A 15,911-nucleotide genomic window follows, 5' to 3' on the forward strand; every position below is an offset into this window, starting at 1 on the left:
GTCTCAATATTATGCTTTTGTAAAAGTGTACTACCAAGAAAACGTATATTTCATACTATATCCATACTACATCCATGCTTTAACCATAGCTCTGATTTAGTATATAATAACTGAAGTATTCCTCATAATAATGTCCATAAACAAATAAGTTTCAGAATCATCAGGACGCACACTAAGGAACACCTTTTAACTCTGAAACTTAAAAACAAAATGGTTCAATAAAAAGAATGACAATTAATTGGCTACTTCGCTGATGAATTTTATACGGTATAAACGTAATTCCTCATCATCGTAATCGCCATCAAACTCTTCAATAGCCGTGGCTATATTATCGGTTGTTGAATCCATAAAATAATCGTGCAGTTCTTCCTGCTGGTCTTCATCTAAAATATCATCAATCCAGTAGTCGATATTTAGTTTCGTACCCGAATATACAATGGCTTCCATTTCTTTAATAAACTCATCCATTTGAAGACCTTTTGCCGAAGCAATGTCGTCAAGCGGCAATTTTCTATCAATATTCTGGATGATATATAATTTGTTTGCTGAATTGGTTCCTGTAGATTTCACCACTAAATCATCCGGACGAATGATGTCGTGTTCCTCAACATACCTGGCTATCAATTCCACAAAGTCTTTTCCATACTTTTTAGCTTTCCCCTCACCTACACCATGAACATTGGCTAATTCGGTTAAATTTATCGGGTATTTTAAAGCCATATCCTCTAACGACGGATCCTGAAAAATTACAAACGGCGGTACGCCTAATTTCTTCGCATTCTTTTTACGCAAGTCTTTAAGCATATCCATAAGTAAGGCATCTGCAACGGCAGCCTGCGCTTTTGCTGCTGAAACGATTGTACCATCGTCTACAGAACTATCGAACTCGTGATCTTCGGTCATCATGAATGATTCCGGAGTTTCAAGGAAGGCTTTACCGGCAGGAGATAATTTTATAACACCGTAAGTCTCGATATCCTTTTTTAACAATCCGGCAACTAATGCCTGACGTAATAAGGCCATCCAGTACTTTTTATCCTTATCCTTCCCTTTTCCAAAGAATGGCTGCTCGTTGGTTTTATGTGAATTAATTAAGGCATTTTCTTTACCCGTAATCACCTGAACCAAATCTTTAGATTTATATTTTTCATTGGTTTTGGCAATGGTTTCCAACAATACCACCACATCGTCCTGTGCTTCGTGTTTCTTTTTCGGGTGTCTGATGTTATCATCCATATCCCCACCTTCACCGGTTTCGTTATCGAATTCTTCACCGAAGTAATGCAAGATGAATTTACGACGTGAGATTGATGTTTCCGCGAAAGCGACCACTTCCTGTAACAAGGCATGTCCGATTTCCTGTTCGGCAACGGGTTTACCCGACATGAATTTTTCCAATTTTTCAATGTCTTTATACGAATAGTATGCCAAACAGTGTCCTTCGCCACCATCACGACCAGCACGCCCGGTTTCCTGATAGTAACTTTCTATACTTTTAGGAATATCGTGATGAATTACAAAACGTACGTCTGGCTTATCGATACCCATACCAAAAGCGATGGTTGCAACCACCACATCAACCTCTTCCATCAGGAATTTATCCTGAAAACTCGAACGCGACTTGGCGTCTAATCCCGCATGATATGGCACCGCATTAATACCATTTACCTGAAGTACCTGAGCCAGTTCTTCAACTCGTTTTCTGCTTAAACAATAAACAATACCCGATTTCCCTGCATTTTGTTTGATGAAACGAATAATATCGGCATCAACATTTTTGGTTTTCGGACGTACTTCATAGTATAAATTAGGACGGTTAAAAGACGCTTTAAAGGTTCTTGCTCCCGTAATTCCTAAGTTTTTAATAATATCTTCCTGTACTTTAGGCGTCGCCGTAGCGGTAAGCCCGATAATGGGGATATTATCTCCTATTCGAGAAATTATGTGTCTTAAATTTCGATACTCCGGTCTAAAATCGTGCCCCCACTCACTAATACAGTGTGCTTCATCAATGGCCATAAACGATATTTTTACCGAACGTAAAAACTCAACATTTTCTTCTTTGGTTAAGGATTCCGGAGCCACGTAAAGTAACTTGGTTACCCCGTTAACAATGTCCTCTTTAACCCGTTTAATTTCTGTTTTATTTAATGAAGAATTCAGTACGTGTGCAATACCTTCTTCATTAGAAACGCCACGAATGGCGTCTACCTGATTTTTCATTAATGCAATTAAGGGCGAAACAACAATGGCTGTCCCCTCCTGCATTAACGCGGGCAGCTGGTAACATAACGATTTCCCGCCCCCCGTTGGCATTATAACAAATGTATTGTTGCCCGATAATATACTTTCTACAACATCTTCCTGAAGTCCCTTGAATTTACTAAACCCAAAATATTTTTTTAGTGCAGAATGCAAGTCACTCTTTTCCATCAATCAGAAAACTTTAAAATTTATTTTAATTAATTATATCATGCCCCGTCAAACTCAAATTTGAATTGACTTTTTAATAGTGCATTAAGAAAACCCTCGTATTTTTTTCGTTAGCTTTGTAAAAAAAAATCGAAATTACTATAAAATTAAATTCTATTTACATTTAAAGTTAAGAATTTCTTCAAAAGCATCAACTAAAAAATTTCATAAATTTTGAATAACAAACATTCAATTATTAAAATAGCTAAAGAAACTATTGAAGCCGAAAGTCAAGCTATTTTAAATTTATCGAATCTTGTCGATTCTGATTTTGCCGAAGCTGTAGAGCTCATATACCATTCTAAAGGTCGTGTTATTATCACAGGTATTGGAAAAAGCGCCATTATTGCCAGTAAAATAGTTGCGTCGTTAAATTCCACTGGTACACCTGCTGTATTTATGCATGCTGCCGATGCCATTCACGGCGATCTTGGCTTAATCTTAAAAGACGATGTGGTAATCTGTATTTCTAAAAGTGGAAACACACCTGAAATAAAAGTACTTGTACCACTTATTAAGCGTGTAAACAATAAAATGATTGCCATTACTGGTAATAAAGATTCATTTCTTGGGCAACATGCCGATTACGTTTTAAACGCCTATGTAGATAAAGAAGTTTGTCCGAACAATTTAGCCCCTACCACAAGTACCACTGCTCAATTGGTTATTGGCGATGCTTTAACGGTTTGTTTGCTGGAATTACGCGGATTCACCAGTAACGATTTTGCTAAATTTCACCCAGGCGGTGCTTTAGGTAAAAAACTGTATTTACGTGTTCAGGATATTTCATCGGTTAACAAAAAACCAAAGGTTGAAGCCTCTACAAATATAAAAGATGTGATTATTGAAATCACAGAAAAAATGCTTGGAGTAACAGCTGTAGTTGAAAATGATAAAATTATCGGCATTATTACCGATGGAGATTTACGTCGCATGCTTACCAAAGTTGATAGTTTCGCCAACCTGACTGCCAAAGATATTATGGGTACCAACCCAAAACGTATTGAAGCCAGTGCCATGGCCATTGATGCTTTAGAAATTATGGAAGCCAATGAAATTTCTCAGATTCTGGTTGAAGACAACGGCAACTACGCTGGTGTGGTTCACATTCACGATTTAATAAAAGAAGGCATCATATAATGGCTAAAAAAGAAAAAAAGAATATAAATGAGATGTCTTTTTTAGACCATCTTGAAGATTTACGCTGGCACCTTATTCGTATCTGTGCCGGTATTATGATTGTTGCGGTTTTAGCCTTTACATTTAGTCGTTTTATTTTCGAGGATATTATTTTTGCACCTATTCGCATGAATTTCCCGACTTACGAATTCCTATGTAATATGGGACGCCTTATTGGTGTTGAGACTACGTTCTGTAACGACGAAATCCCGATGATGATTCAAAGTAGAACCATGGCGGGGCAGTTTTCTGCCGATATCTGGACGGCTATTCTGGCCGGTTTCATCATCTCATTTCCTTATACTATTTATCAGCTTTGGAAATTTGTTAGCCCAGGATTGCATGAAAATGAACGTAAACATTCCCGTGGATTTATCATCATCTGCTCGTTACTATTCTTTTCAGGAGCGCTTTTTGGCTATTATATTATTACCCCATTATCTATTAATTTCCTGGCGAATTACAGCATTTCTGACGTTGTTGAAAATCAAATTGACATTAGCTCTTACATAGGCTTAGTACGATCGTCTGTACTGGCCTCCGGTTTAATTTTCGAGTTACCTATAGTTATTTACTTTTTAACTAAAATAGGTTTAGTAACTCCTGAAATATTAAAGAAATACAGAAAGTTTGCCCTGGTTATCGTTTTGATTTTATCGGCTGTTATTACACCTCCTGATATTGCGAGCCAGGTTATTGTCGCCATTCCGATTCTAATTCTATACCAGGCGAGTATTTACATCTCTAAAATGGTTGTAAGAAACCAGAAAGCTGCAACACAAGCGGTGAGAAAATAACCCTTCGATACTTCGTCTATGCTCAGTACAGGCGGAGCTCAGGGTGGCAGTTGAATCGTAAAAAGTAAAAATATTAAGTATAATTAACTTTTATATAAAAAACATGTCTGATATCGTTTCTGAATTTAATGCATACCGTTCTAAAATGAACGACAAAATTCTATCTGATAACAATAAAGTTATTAAGCGAATTTTCAATTTAGATACCAACGCTTACGCGGAAGGTGCTTTAGATGTAAAAACCAAAGAGTTATTAGGTCTTGTAGCATCGGCGGTATTACGTTGCGACGACTGTGTAAAATACCATTTAGAAACCAGCTACAAAGAAGGTTTAACTAAAGCAGAAGTGGTTGAAGCTTTAAGTATTGCCACTCTGGTTGGTGGTACCATTGTTATCCCGCATTTGCGTCGTGCCTATGAATTTTGGGATGCCTTAGAAGCACAAGACGCCTCAAAAGAATAACAACAGTTAGTAAATTAAAAGAACGTATTTATAGTATTTTTCTATTTTTAGCGTTTTAACTTGAAAAGCAATTATAAGTTCAGATAAATCTGAACATTAAATTCTCACCTTGTGAGTTAAACATATGATTTTAAAAGCCGAAAATTTAATGAAGTCCTACAACGGACGAAAAGTAGTTAAAGACGTTTCTCTTGAAGTGCATCAAGGGGAAATTGTTGGATTATTAGGACCTAACGGTGCCGGTAAAACAACGTCGTTCTATATGATTGTAGGTCTTATAAAACCTAACGGCGGACATATATTTTTAGATAATACCGAGATTACGCAATTCCCTATGTACAAACGTGCTCAAAATGGTATCGGGTATCTAGCACAGGAAGCTTCTGTATTTAGAAAATTAAGTATTGAAGACAATATCTTAAGTGTATTACAGCTAACCAAACTGAGCAAAAAAGAACAGCTTCATAAAATGGAGTCGCTAATCGAGGAGTTTGGTTTAGGGCACATTCGTAAAAACCGAGGCGACTTATTATCGGGTGGCGAGCGCCGTCGTACGGAGATTGCACGAGCTTTAGCAACCGACCCAAGTTTCATATTATTAGATGAGCCTTTTGCAGGCGTTGACCCGGTAGCGGTTGAAGACATTCAGCGTATTGTAGCACAATTAACCAAAAAGAACATTGGTATTTTAATTACCGACCACAACGTACAGGAAACTCTGGCGATTACCGACAGAACCTACCTAATGTTTGAAGGAAGTATTCTTAAGGCCGGCGAACCTGAGGAATTAGCCAATGACGAAATGGTGCGTAAGGTTTACCTTGGTCAGAACTTCGAGTTACGTAAAAAGAAAATCAGAGATTAAGTTCTTAATGACATATAAAAAAGTCCGGTTAAATCAACCGGACTTTTTTTTTACTGATAAGAGCCTCTTCGAAAAAAATACTCACCAAAACAAGTTTCCCTGTTTTATCCTGAATACCCTTTTTTCATATCACTTTCAAAAATCAGATTCCATCATCCAATCCCAGCAACACTTTCTCCACATTTTGCTGCTTTCGTCTCCTGCATAAATATCAAAACCAAAACCACAATTAAAACTAACTCCTTATAAATCTTAGACATAGACAAAAAAATTAAAAATATTTTCATATCTTTATGATATCATATTAATATCATATTTCATCATGAAAAAAGAAAAAGTAATTACTCCCGCAAATGGCTACATCATCTTATTTATTCTGATAACCCTTTTACTTGGCAGCATATTTCTAACTTTTACTAAAGAAGAACCTGCCTATTTATTAGTAAGCATTTTATGTGTGATTATTGCGCTAGGCTTTATAATGGTTCAACCAAACAGCTCTAGAGTCTTATTGCTTTTTGGAAAATACATAGGAACCGTTAATCAAAATGGTTTTTATTGGGTAAATCCATTTTATACAAAGAAGAAAATATCGTTGCGCGCCAGTAATTTTGATAGTGAACGCTTAAAAGTTAACGACAAATTAGGAAACCCCGTTATGATAAGTACCATATTAGTCTGGCGTGTTTCCGATACTTATAAAGCGGCTTTCGATGTCGATAATTATGAGAATTTTGTGCGTGTACAAACCGATGCGGCTGTTAGAAAATTAGCGAGTATGTATCCTTACGATAATTTTGCTGATGATGGTCATACTGAAGATATCACCTTACGTTCCAGTGTCAATGAAGTAAGCGAAACCCTTGAAAAAGAAATTCACGAACGTTTATCGATTGCCGGTATAGAAGTTTTAGAAGCCAGAATTGGCTACCTCGCCTATGCTCAAGAAATAGCAAATGCCATGTTAAAACGCCAACAAGCCACTGCCATAGTAGCTGCCCGACATAAAATTGTTGAAGGCGCCGTAAGCATGGTAGAAATGGCTCTTGAAAAATTAGGAGAAAAAGACATCGTAAATCTGGACGAAGAACGCAAAGCTGCCATGGTTAGCAATTTAATGGTTATTTTATGCGGTGATAAAGATGCTTCACCAGTATTAAACACCGGCACTTTAAATAACTAATTATGAGAGTTTTTGAAGAAGAACAACGGTTTACACAAACTTGGCTAATCCTGTTGTTAAGTATTTCTGCAATTATTTCAATTATAATAATCACCGATGGTTTTTTTAAGGGCAACATCCCTCTTCATAAATACGTAAGTCATATTATCCTTGTTTTAATAGCCTGTGGATTCATATTTATATTTAAATTAAAAACAAGGATTGACCATATTGGAATTCATTATCAATTTTTCCCTTTTCACTTTAAAATGAAAACCATACTTTGGGAAAACATCAAACAAGCCAAAACCAGAAAATATAATGCCCTAACTGAATATGGTGGCTGGGGTTTAAAATCAGGAGGCATTTTTGGAAAAAGGAATGGGCTGGCTATTAATGTTTCCGGAGATATAGGCATTCAGTTAATCCTTAAAACCGACAAAAAGATACTCATAGGAACACAAAAGCAAAACGATGCCAACATTGTTCTTGCCATGTACTCGAATAAAATATAACTATGTCTAAAAAAAAAGCTTTCGCATTGCGAATTAATGAGGATATGCTCAAAGCTATTGAAAAATGGGCTTCAGACGAATTTCGTAGCACCAACGGACAAATAGAATGGATGCTAAACGAAAGTTTAAAAAAAGCGAAGCGACATTTAAAAAATAGTGACTCGAAAGAAACGGGTTAAGCCTATCTAGGTTTGATCTTTATTGCTTTTTAAGGCTCTTAATAATCTTGCGGAACACCTTCACAATCAACAAAGCCAACAATCCAACAACAATACCGATTGCAAAATCCTTAATAAATGCAGGAATTGATTCTGCAACATGATGCAAGGCTTCAATATTATGTGTAAATATACCACCTGCAACTAAAAGCAAGGCAATGGTTCCGATTACCGATAAACTCTTAATCACTATCGGCAAGGCTTTTACCAGAACATTTCCCACATTAAATAACAGTCCCTTTTGATCGTCACTTTTTTGAATCAAAGCAAACCCCATATCATCCATTCTAACAATAAGTGCGACAATACCATAAACCCCAATCGTTGCAATAATGGCTACAATTGAAACTACGATTACCTGAAACACCAAAGGTTCTCCTAAAACGGTTCCTAAAGCGATAATCACAATCTCCACCGACAAGATAAAATCTGTAAATATCGCCGATTTCACCTTCTTCCGCTCCGCTTTCAACTGCTCCTCCGGCGATAAATCTTCATGACTTACAGTTTCAACTTTATGTTCATGCGGAAAAAAATATTCCATAACTTTTTCAACGCCTTCATACGCCAGATAAACACCCCCTAATATTAAAATAAGTGTTACCGCCCAGGGTAAAAACGTACTTAATAAAAAAGCAATTGGCAGAATAATCAGCTTGTTTAAAAACGATCCTTTTGTAATCGCCCATAATACCGGTAACTCTCTCGACGATACAAATCCGGTGGCTTTTTCGGCATTTACTGCCAGGTCATCACCTAAGATGCCTGCCGTTTTTTTGGTTGTAATTTTACTCATTACCACTACATCATCCATTAATGCAGCGATATCGTCTAATAATGCGAAAAAACCTGAGGCCATAAAATTAATTCTGAGTTTAAAAGAAAGTTATTTTGAAGTTGCATTATCCCATAAGGACAACAAAATATAGGTCAATATGATTAATGGAATAGCGGCATATTGAAGCACAATTAATAACACCACACAAAGTATGATGAAGGTATAACGCAATGCATTAGCCTTAAAACTAAAGTCTTTAAACTTTAGAGCAAATAATTTAATATTGGAATTCAACAAATAACAGCTTAAGGCTGTCAATCCGATTAAAAACCATTTATTGATAATGATACTATTAATAGCATCACTATTCTGAAATTCCAGAATAAGCGGTAAGGACACAATTAAAAGCGTATTTGCCGGTGTTGGCAAGCCTTTAAAATAGGTTTTCTGTTCGTCGTCTAAATTAAATTTTGCCAATCGATAGGCAGAAGCCAGTGTAATACACAAACCTATTAACGGCAAAGCCGATAATTTAAAACCGGTTAACTCTATATCTGAATTCCAATCATGAAGCACCTGCATGACCAGCGATTTCTCCTGAGTTAACTCCAGCATTTTATACATCACAATTCCCGGAATCACGCCACTGGTTACCATATCGGCAAGAGAATCCAGCTGTAAGCCCAATTCGCTGGACACTCCTAATTTTCTGGCCGCAAATCCGTCGAAAAAGTCGAAGAAAATCCCTAAAAACACAAATAAGGCAGCCGATGAAAAATTATCGTTAACAGCATAAATCACGGCAATACTTCCGCAGAATAAATTAAGAAGCGTTAAAGCATTTGGGATGTGTTTCTTCATAAAATGTGTTTTGTTTCGGTAAAAATAGCAAACAATTTTCGTCTAAAACAATATCTAATCCATTTTCAAGTTTTAAAAGATTATAAATAATATGCATCTTTGTAAAAAAAATTTGCGGTTGAGAACATCCCTTACTGTCCTGTTTTGTTTTATTACGGCCTCCATCTATAGCCAGACGGTTAGAAAATATTCTAACGAGTTTATGAATATTGGTGTTGATGCAGCGGCTTTAGGTATGAGTAATGCCGTAACGTCACATTCTGCCGACGTGAATTCGGGCTACTGGAATCCTGCAGGGCTACTTAAACTTGAAGACAACCAGATGGCATTAATGCACTCCAGCTATTTTGCCAATATTGCCAATTATGACTATGCGGCTTTTGCCAAACCTATAGATAACCAAAGTGCTTTTGCTGTTTCCTTAATTCGCTTTGCTGTTGATGATATTTTAAATACCACACAGCTAATTGACGAACAAGGCAATATTAATTACGATCGCATCAGTTTGTTTTCTACTGCCGATTACGCCTTAACTTTTTCGTATGCGCGCGCGTTGCCTGTGGAAGGTTTAAATTATGGTATCAATGCCAAAGTGATTCGCAGAATCATTGGAGACTTTGCATCGTCGTGGGGGTTTGGTTTTGATGCCGGCGTTCAGTTTGAAACCGACAGTAACTGGAAATTCGGGTTGATGGCCCGCGATATTACCACCACATTTAATGCCTGGGCAATTGATGAAGATGAATTTAAAAAAGTTCAGGATGCGGTTGAAGGTCAGAATCAGGAATTACCCGAAACAACTGAAATTACTATTCCGAAATTACAATTAGGGGTATCTAAACTGTTCACCTTTAATTACGATTACACTTTATTGGCTGCAGCGAATTTAAATGTGCGGTTTGAAGAAAACAACGACATCATTTCATCATCGTTTGCCAGTGTTAATCCGGCATTCGGGTTTGAGTTTGGTTATATCGATATGGTGTATTTACGAGGTGGCGTGGGGAATTTCCAAAATGAATTGCAAATAGACGATACCGAGCAGTTAAGCTTTCAGCCAAGTTTTGGTGTTGGTTTTAAATACAACGGCATTCAGGTTGATTATGCGTTTACCGATATTGGCGACCAAAGTGTGGCTTTATACTCTAATGTGTTTTCATTAAAACTCGATTTTAGTATCTTTAGATAAGCCCATAACGGGCTTTTAGTTACCACGTATCAGTCTATAAACAAGAATAAATTGATGAACCACTTTCTTTACTCCCTTATCATTTTCGCAATAACCCAGCTTAGTTTTGCGCAATCCAAACAACTTTCTGAACGTGCCGAAATTAGTGTTTTAACCATTGGCCCCGGCACTTTGTTAAACGATTCCTTTGGTCATAGCGGGTTTCGAGTAAAAGATCCTATTAAAGGGATTGACTTCGTGTTTAACTATGGTATTTATGATTTTAACACGCCGCATTTCTACCTAAAGTTTGCGCAAGGGAAGTTGAATTATTTGTGTGGCATGAATTATTATGAAGACTTTTACAATGCCTATATTTCGCAAAACCGAAGCATAAAAGAACAGATTTTAAACTTAAACGCTTCTGAGAAACAAAAGCTCTTCGATTTCCTTCAAAACAATATCAAGCCAGCTAACAGACGTTACCTTTACGATTTCTTTTACGACAACTGCGCTACTAAAATAAAAGACGTTGCCAATATTGCATTAAACAATACTATTGTATTTCATAAACCTGAAGATTTTAAAGATGCCAGCTTCCGAACCTTAATCAACAATAATTTAAACGCGAATTCCTGGGGTAGTTTTGGTATTAATGTGGCCTTAGGATCGGTCATCGATCGCCAGGCTCCTGCCGAAGACCATATGTTTTTACCCGAAAACATCTACCGCTTTTTTGAAGTCGCTACGATAAACAACAAACCTTTGGTGAAAGACAGCAGAATCATCTATACTAAGATTGAAACACCAGAAGCAACCACCTTTTTTACAAGTCCGCTGTTTGTATTTGGTATTCTTGCTATTTTCATTTTATACATCACCTATAAGGATAAAAAAACTAATAAAAGAAGTCAATGGCTGGATGTTATTCTATTTTCTGTAACCGGCATTGTTGGTATTCTTCTTTTACTGCTTTGGTTTGCTACCGACCATACTGGAACCCATCAGAATTATAACTTGCTATGGGCTTTTGCATTCAATGTTTTTTTTGTTGGTCAGTTAGTAAAACCTCAACCCAGCGTTTGGTTTGTAAAGTATTTGAAGCTTTTAGTGATTTTGTTATGCCTGTTAACACTTCACTGGATTATTGGTGTGCAGGTCTTTACTATTGGATTAATTCCGTTATTAATTGCTTTGCTTGTAAGGTATGTGTATTTGACAAGTATAAGTCGTGAGAGTTGAGAGTTGAAACATTAGCCATAAGTTGTTAAGTCGTAGTTTGTGCTACTATTTTAAACAGATGATTTACTTCTCTAGTTCATTATTCTCCTTACTTTTTTTCATTGCTAAAAAAAGTAACAAAAAAATCTAGGCTAATGATTTATTTCTTGAATCTCTGGTTTTAAGGCTTTGCCTGCGCATGGCAATCGCTCTGCTAGGCCATGCTCCTCTGCCTTTACAACTCCTTAAAACTGATCTTACTACAAAATAAAGCATAGGCCGAAGTCTTGTTTGCTGTAACCTGTAAGATTTAAAATAAATGGATTCCGCATCAAGTGCGGAATAACATTGGGGTGTGGGCTTGAAACGTGAGTCGAGAATTGTTATGGTGTTGTACGTTGTTTAACAACTAGCACTTTTAATTTTTGTACCTAGCATTACTGACCTCTAAAGAAAATAACGGTGGTTAAGGTTTTTATCATGATGTTGATATCCAGGAATAAACTACGGTGTTTTATATAATACAGGTCATATTGCAGTTTTAACAAACTGTCGTCCAACGATGAGCCGTATCGTGTTTTCACCTGTGCCCAGCCGGTTAATCCGGGTTTAATCATGTGGCGCGTTTCATAAAACGGTAAGACTTCCGATAATTGCTTGACGAACACAGGACGTTCAGGTCTGGGACCAATAAAACTCATATCCCCTAACAATACATTAATAAACTGTGGTATTTCATCTAACCGAGAATGTCTTAAAAAACGTCCGAAAGGTGTAATACGCCCATCTTTTTTCACTGCCCACACAGCCCCATTGGCTTCCGCATCCTTAACCATGGTTCTGTACTTAATGATTTTAAACACCTTACCATTCATTCCTACACGTTCCTGAGTATAAAATAACGGCCCCCGATTAGCGATAAGGTTTCCTAAAACTATAAAAGGCACAAAAATAAGACTTAACAAAAGACCAACTACTGAAATAACAATATCAAACACCCGTTGAAAAAAACGGTATAAACGGTTTTGATTGTTCCGGCTGAATGGGAAATACTTATAAAAATCTTTACCTATAAACTGAACAGGAACGCGGTAGGTCATATCTTCATACACCTGAGTATACTCACGAACCGGAAAACCAGATTCCAGTAAGGTTATCAAGGATTGATAAACCTCAGGTGTGATCGTGTCGGGCTTATAACTAACCACCACAATCTCCATAATCCCTTCCCGTTTCACGACTTCTATAATTTCGTGTGTTTGATATTCCATGACATCTTCATGGGATAAGGATATTTTTTTTCCTGTTTCACAATTTACAAACCCCGAAATCCTATAATTCGGATCTGATTGTTTAAAAACATCAATGATGGCATCCAGATCCGAAACCTCACCTACTACCAACACCTGTTTAAAAAACCTGGGCGACACAATAAATGTTAAATAAATCCAACGCCACACCAGTAAAGCAAACAGTATGGAAAAATAAAAGTAAAGAATCTGCAATCTATTATTAGGGAGTTCCGGCGTGAAAAAAGGTGTTAAAAAATAAAACAATACCGTTGTGGATACCGTAAAAACGATACTGGTAAAAATCTTATCCAACTTACTGGACTTTTTTAAATCGTACAGTTCAAAAATCGTCCCGAAAATACTAATGTAAAGAATCAATACAAATACCCAACGCCAGCGGTCTTCGGAAATGGTAAAATAATCAAAACTGAAGGTACTGCTTACAAAGCACAACACGAATAATATTGAGGCAACATCAAGCAAACGCAATAACACTTTGCGCTCTGAGATATTAAAATGTACTCCCCCTTTGAACATTTTTTATGTAGGTCATGATTTGAGATAGTGTAAAGATAGCAAGTTTATTGAATGAAACACTGTTTAAACCAACAAACTAAGCCACAAACTTTTAACTACTTCCCAATCATACTGTTCAACCTTTTTACGTGCATTTAATGTGATTTTTTTTGTGAAATCAGAATCATTCTTTAAACCCATAATCGCTTCCACGAAAGGTTTAACCGAATTTGGCGGCACCAGAATCCCATCCTGTTCATCTTCAATTAAAAAAGGCATCCCGCCTACATTAGTAGACACCACAGGTAATCCCAAAGCCATGGCCTCAATAACACTCACAGGCATATTATCGAAATTCGTGGTATTCATAAACACATTACACTGTTGCGATAATTTAATCCAATCTTGCTTTTCCAATTTACCAGTAAAATTCACGGTAACCTCCAGTTTATCAGCATAATATTTGGCCTGTTGCAAGGTTCCGTCCTTATCCGGCCCAACCATGGTTAAGGTTGCTGATTCTCCACGATCCTGTAATGCTTTTAAAACATCGATGGCCAACAAGGGGTTATAGGTTTTATCGAAAGCACGTACCCAAAGCAGATGGATCGTATCAATCGTTCTCTGTTGAAACCTATAAGCTTCTATGTTGATGCTGTTCGGGATATTTAAAATATTGGAATAGCCTTCATTTTCAAACCTCGACTTTAAATACTGCGACGGTGCGACATTTTTAAACGCATGATTGAAAATCGACTGACACATTTTAGGATTCTTTATTATCCGGTCTGGTAAATTCCCTCCATGCAAAACAGGAATATATTTTAGCTTCAATACCCTACACAACTGACCAATAACATAGGCATAATAAAAGTTAAGTGTGCTGTAGGTATCCATCAACATATAATCTGTCGACTTTCGGTGTTTCACTAGAGTAAAAACCATGTCCAGAAGTCGAAGCCCTTTATTCGATTTACTGGACGCATAATTTATATTAAACCCTTCGCTTTCCAACAAAGGTCCCAGAACATCAATGGACGTTACCGTCGCCTTAGTATTATTTAATTTGTTCCCTATGTAAACGAGGTTGGTCATGTCTGATGTGTAATAAACTTAATGCGTATATAAAAGCCGGTGCAGCAATACGCATCGCTGAATGGTTAATCGTTAAAAACCAGAAGAAATAAAACGAAAAAAATAAGACGTTATTGCGATCTCTTAGTCTAAAAAGCAAAGGCACAAACAATATAATCGCAAAAGCAATGACCCCAAGTAATCCATGTTCGGCTACGATACGACTCATTTCATTATGCGACGCTGCCTGGATTCCGGTTTCCTGAAACCGTAAATCCTTAATTCTTCCCACACCAACACCTAAAAAGGGGTTTTCAAAAAACTCTTCCAGTTCTTTTTTAATCAGAAATACTCGGCCTGTTGTTACATCCTGCTTTTCCTCACCTCGAGCATTTTCATTAGCATAGCGATTTGTAATCAAGCCATTGGTCTGGATTGACGAATATACCCAAGTTGCCGTAATCACTCCAATGAACAATACTATGGATATTAACATGCTACTCTTTTTATTCCTATCCATAAAGCGGTACTGAAAGAATATAAAACAGGCCACCATGATTATCGCTGTTAACACGCCTCCCCGACTAAAGGTAACAATGGCTCGAAATGAAAACAATAATATGAATGCCAGATCTACGTATCGCATAACTCTGGTCTTAGTAAACATAAAAAACTTAACCGTCATAAAAAAAGCCCCCAGACTTAACACTGTCGAGACCTGATTGGGCCCAAAGCCTCCGGAGGTTACAAAATTAGACCCTGTACTGGCCACCACCTCGGACACATTAGGATTAAAGGCAACAATATAAATTACCGTACTTATTAAAGGATACACAGCAAAGTTTATTATCTGTTCTAATTGTGATCTGGTAATACTCACCCCCATACAAAATAAAGCCGCCAATCCCAAACACACCGGCCCGCTTAAATTGAATGCCACGGCCTTTCGAATATCCGCACTTACATCAAGAGCATATAAGGATACATATATTCCTGGAATTAATAACAACACATAAAGCACATAAGGTGTGGCTCGTAAATTAAACCCTTTGTAAAACAATCCCATAATGGTAAATACAACGACCAGATACTTACTGGATTCATAAAACAACCCACTACCTGTCATTCGTAACAGCACTTCTGCTCCCAAAACATAAGCGCAGGCCTTTATAATCTCAAAAGATTTCATAGGAACCGCCGCGGTAAATATCTTAAAGAAAAAATAGGCTACAATGCCATAAAAATAGACATCACCTAATGCCCTAGAAAAATACACCAATATGCCTATCAGGATATGTAAACCTACTATTTTTAAATAACCATTTTGCAC

At 37.0% G+C, this 15,911-nt stretch carries 15 protein-coding genes; 9 read left to right on the forward strand and 6 right to left on the reverse strand.

Annotation, left to right across the window (positions count from 1 at the left end; all coding sequences use genetic code 11):
• Positions 1-234: 234 nt before the first annotated feature.
• On the reverse strand, positions 235-2,433 hold the full coding sequence (locus tag R1X58_RS01270) for a RecQ family ATP-dependent DNA helicase (protein ID WP_240571473.1): 2,199 nt from the start codon (positions 2,431-2,433) through the stop codon (positions 235-237).
• 213 nt (positions 2,434-2,646) lie between these two features.
• On the opposite strand from R1X58_RS01270, the gene R1X58_RS01275 reads away from it, so the two are divergent.
• The 7 genes from R1X58_RS01275 to R1X58_RS01305 all read left to right on the forward strand — a co-directional run bounded on the left by R1X58_RS01275 (position 2,647) and on the right by R1X58_RS01305 (position 7,632).
• Entirely contained in the window at positions 2,647-3,612 is a 966-nt protein-coding gene (locus R1X58_RS01275; RefSeq protein WP_240571474.1) for a KpsF/GutQ family sugar-phosphate isomerase, read from the forward strand.
• Positions 3,612-4,448, forward strand: a complete 837-nt coding sequence (gene tatC, locus R1X58_RS01280) for a twin-arginine translocase subunit TatC (protein WP_240571477.1) — start codon at positions 3,612-3,614, stop codon at positions 4,446-4,448. The genes R1X58_RS01275 and tatC overlap by 1 nt, the downstream gene beginning before the upstream one ends.
• A gap of 103 nt (positions 4,449-4,551) precedes the next feature.
• Complete coding sequence (locus R1X58_RS01285) at positions 4,552-4,911, forward strand: carboxymuconolactone decarboxylase family protein (RefSeq protein WP_240571478.1); 360 nt, start codon at positions 4,552-4,554, stop codon at positions 4,909-4,911.
• 124 nt (positions 4,912-5,035) lie between these two features.
• Complete coding sequence (lptB, locus tag R1X58_RS01290) at positions 5,036-5,776, forward strand: LPS export ABC transporter ATP-binding protein (RefSeq protein WP_240571479.1); 741 nt, start codon at positions 5,036-5,038, stop codon at positions 5,774-5,776.
• Between the two features lie 322 nt (positions 5,777-6,098).
• Positions 6,099-6,959: an SPFH domain-containing protein gene (locus tag R1X58_RS01295; RefSeq protein WP_240571480.1), complete on the forward strand. Its 861-nt coding sequence runs from the start codon at positions 6,099-6,101 to the stop codon at positions 6,957-6,959.
• A 2-nt stretch (positions 6,960-6,961) separates the two neighbouring features.
• Positions 6,962-7,453 carry a hypothetical protein gene (locus R1X58_RS01300; RefSeq protein ID WP_240571481.1) on the forward strand — a complete coding sequence of 164 codons (492 nt, stop codon included), beginning with the start codon at positions 6,962-6,964 and terminating at the stop codon, positions 7,451-7,453.
• A 2-nt stretch (positions 7,454-7,455) separates the two neighbouring features.
• Positions 7,456-7,632, forward strand: coding sequence for an Arc family DNA-binding protein (locus R1X58_RS01305; RefSeq protein ID WP_240571483.1), 177 nt, complete (start codon positions 7,456-7,458; stop codon positions 7,630-7,632).
• Between the two features lie 19 nt (positions 7,633-7,651).
• On the opposite strand, the gene R1X58_RS01310 is transcribed toward R1X58_RS01305, so the two are convergent.
• Together R1X58_RS01310 and R1X58_RS01315 are read right to left on the reverse strand one after the other, a co-directional pair.
• Positions 7,652-8,530 (reverse strand): DUF808 domain-containing protein, encoded by an 879-nt coding sequence (locus R1X58_RS01310; RefSeq protein WP_240571485.1) that lies wholly within the window; start codon positions 8,528-8,530, stop codon positions 7,652-7,654.
• A 27-nt stretch (positions 8,531-8,557) separates the two neighbouring features.
• Complete coding sequence (locus tag R1X58_RS01315) at positions 8,558-9,310, reverse strand: CDP-alcohol phosphatidyltransferase family protein (RefSeq protein ID WP_240571487.1); 753 nt, start codon at positions 9,308-9,310, stop codon at positions 8,558-8,560.
• Between the two features lie 118 nt (positions 9,311-9,428).
• Here R1X58_RS01315 and R1X58_RS01320 point away from each other — a divergent pair, with 118 nt between their 5' ends.
• On the forward strand, positions 9,429-10,499 hold the full coding sequence (locus R1X58_RS01320) for a putative type IX sorting system protein PorV2 (RefSeq protein WP_449500948.1): 1,071 nt from the start codon (positions 9,429-9,431) through the stop codon (positions 10,497-10,499).
• 54 nt (positions 10,500-10,553) lie between these two features.
• Positions 10,554-11,720: a lipoprotein N-acyltransferase Lnb domain-containing protein gene (locus R1X58_RS01325; RefSeq protein WP_240571489.1), complete on the forward strand. Its 1,167-nt coding sequence runs from the start codon at positions 10,554-10,556 to the stop codon at positions 11,718-11,720.
• Positions 11,721-12,136: 416 nt separating this feature from the next.
• Here the strand turns inward: R1X58_RS01325 and R1X58_RS01330 are convergent, their stop codons facing one another.
• The 3 genes from R1X58_RS01330 to R1X58_RS01340 all read right to left on the reverse strand — a co-directional run bounded on the left by R1X58_RS01330 (position 12,137) and on the right by R1X58_RS01340 (position 15,911).
• Entirely contained in the window at positions 12,137-13,528 is a 1,392-nt protein-coding gene (locus R1X58_RS01330; protein ID WP_240571491.1) for a sugar transferase, read from the reverse strand.
• 63 nt (positions 13,529-13,591) lie between these two features.
• The gene (locus R1X58_RS01335; protein WP_240571493.1) at positions 13,592-14,602 is read right to left on the reverse strand and encodes a glycosyltransferase family 4 protein; all 1,011 of its coding nucleotides are present in this window, start codon (positions 14,600-14,602) and stop codon (positions 13,592-13,594) included.
• Entirely contained in the window at positions 14,565-15,911 is a 1,347-nt protein-coding gene (locus R1X58_RS01340) for an O-antigen ligase family protein (protein WP_240571495.1), read from the reverse strand. Before R1X58_RS01340 ends, R1X58_RS01335 begins: the two co-directional genes overlap by 38 nt.

This window comes from Aestuariibaculum lutulentum, from assembly GCF_032926325.1.
Lineage (GTDB): Bacteria > Bacteroidota > Bacteroidia > Flavobacteriales > Flavobacteriaceae > Aestuariibaculum > Aestuariibaculum lutulentum.

What these genes read in the sequence shown, in the direction of transcription:
- R1X58_RS01310 (WP_240571485.1), bottom strand. Translation starts at nt 8,530, where the DNA reads ATGGCCTCAGGTTTTTTCGCATTATTAGACGATATCGCTGCATTAATG.
- R1X58_RS01325 (WP_240571489.1), top strand. Translation starts at nt 10,554, where the DNA reads ATGAACCACTTTCTTTACTCCCTTATCATTTTCGCAATAACCCAGCTT.
- R1X58_RS01295 (WP_240571480.1), top strand. Translation starts at nt 6,099, where the DNA reads ATGAAAAAAGAAAAAGTAATTACTCCCGCAAATGGCTACATCATCTTA.
- R1X58_RS01330 (WP_240571491.1), bottom strand. Translation starts at nt 13,528, where the DNA reads ATGTTCAAAGGGGGAGTACATTTTAATATCTCAGAGCGCAAAGTGTTA.
- R1X58_RS01335 (WP_240571493.1), bottom strand. Translation starts at nt 14,602, where the DNA reads ATGACCAACCTCGTTTACATAGGGAACAAATTAAATAATACTAAGGCG.
- R1X58_RS01300 (WP_240571481.1), top strand. Translation starts at nt 6,962, where the DNA reads ATGAGAGTTTTTGAAGAAGAACAACGGTTTACACAAACTTGGCTAATC.
- R1X58_RS01285 (WP_240571478.1), top strand. Translation starts at nt 4,552, where the DNA reads ATGTCTGATATCGTTTCTGAATTTAATGCATACCGTTCTAAAATGAAC.
- lptB (WP_240571479.1), top strand. Translation starts at nt 5,036, where the DNA reads ATGATTTTAAAAGCCGAAAATTTAATGAAGTCCTACAACGGACGAAAA.
- R1X58_RS01305 (WP_240571483.1), top strand. Translation starts at nt 7,456, where the DNA reads ATGTCTAAAAAAAAAGCTTTCGCATTGCGAATTAATGAGGATATGCTC.
- tatC (WP_240571477.1), top strand. Translation starts at nt 3,612, where the DNA reads ATGGCTAAAAAAGAAAAAAAGAATATAAATGAGATGTCTTTTTTAGAC.
- R1X58_RS01315 (WP_240571487.1), bottom strand. Translation starts at nt 9,310, where the DNA reads ATGAAGAAACACATCCCAAATGCTTTAACGCTTCTTAATTTATTCTGC.
- R1X58_RS01270 (WP_240571473.1), bottom strand. Translation starts at nt 2,433, where the DNA reads ATGGAAAAGAGTGACTTGCATTCTGCACTAAAAAAATATTTTGGGTTT.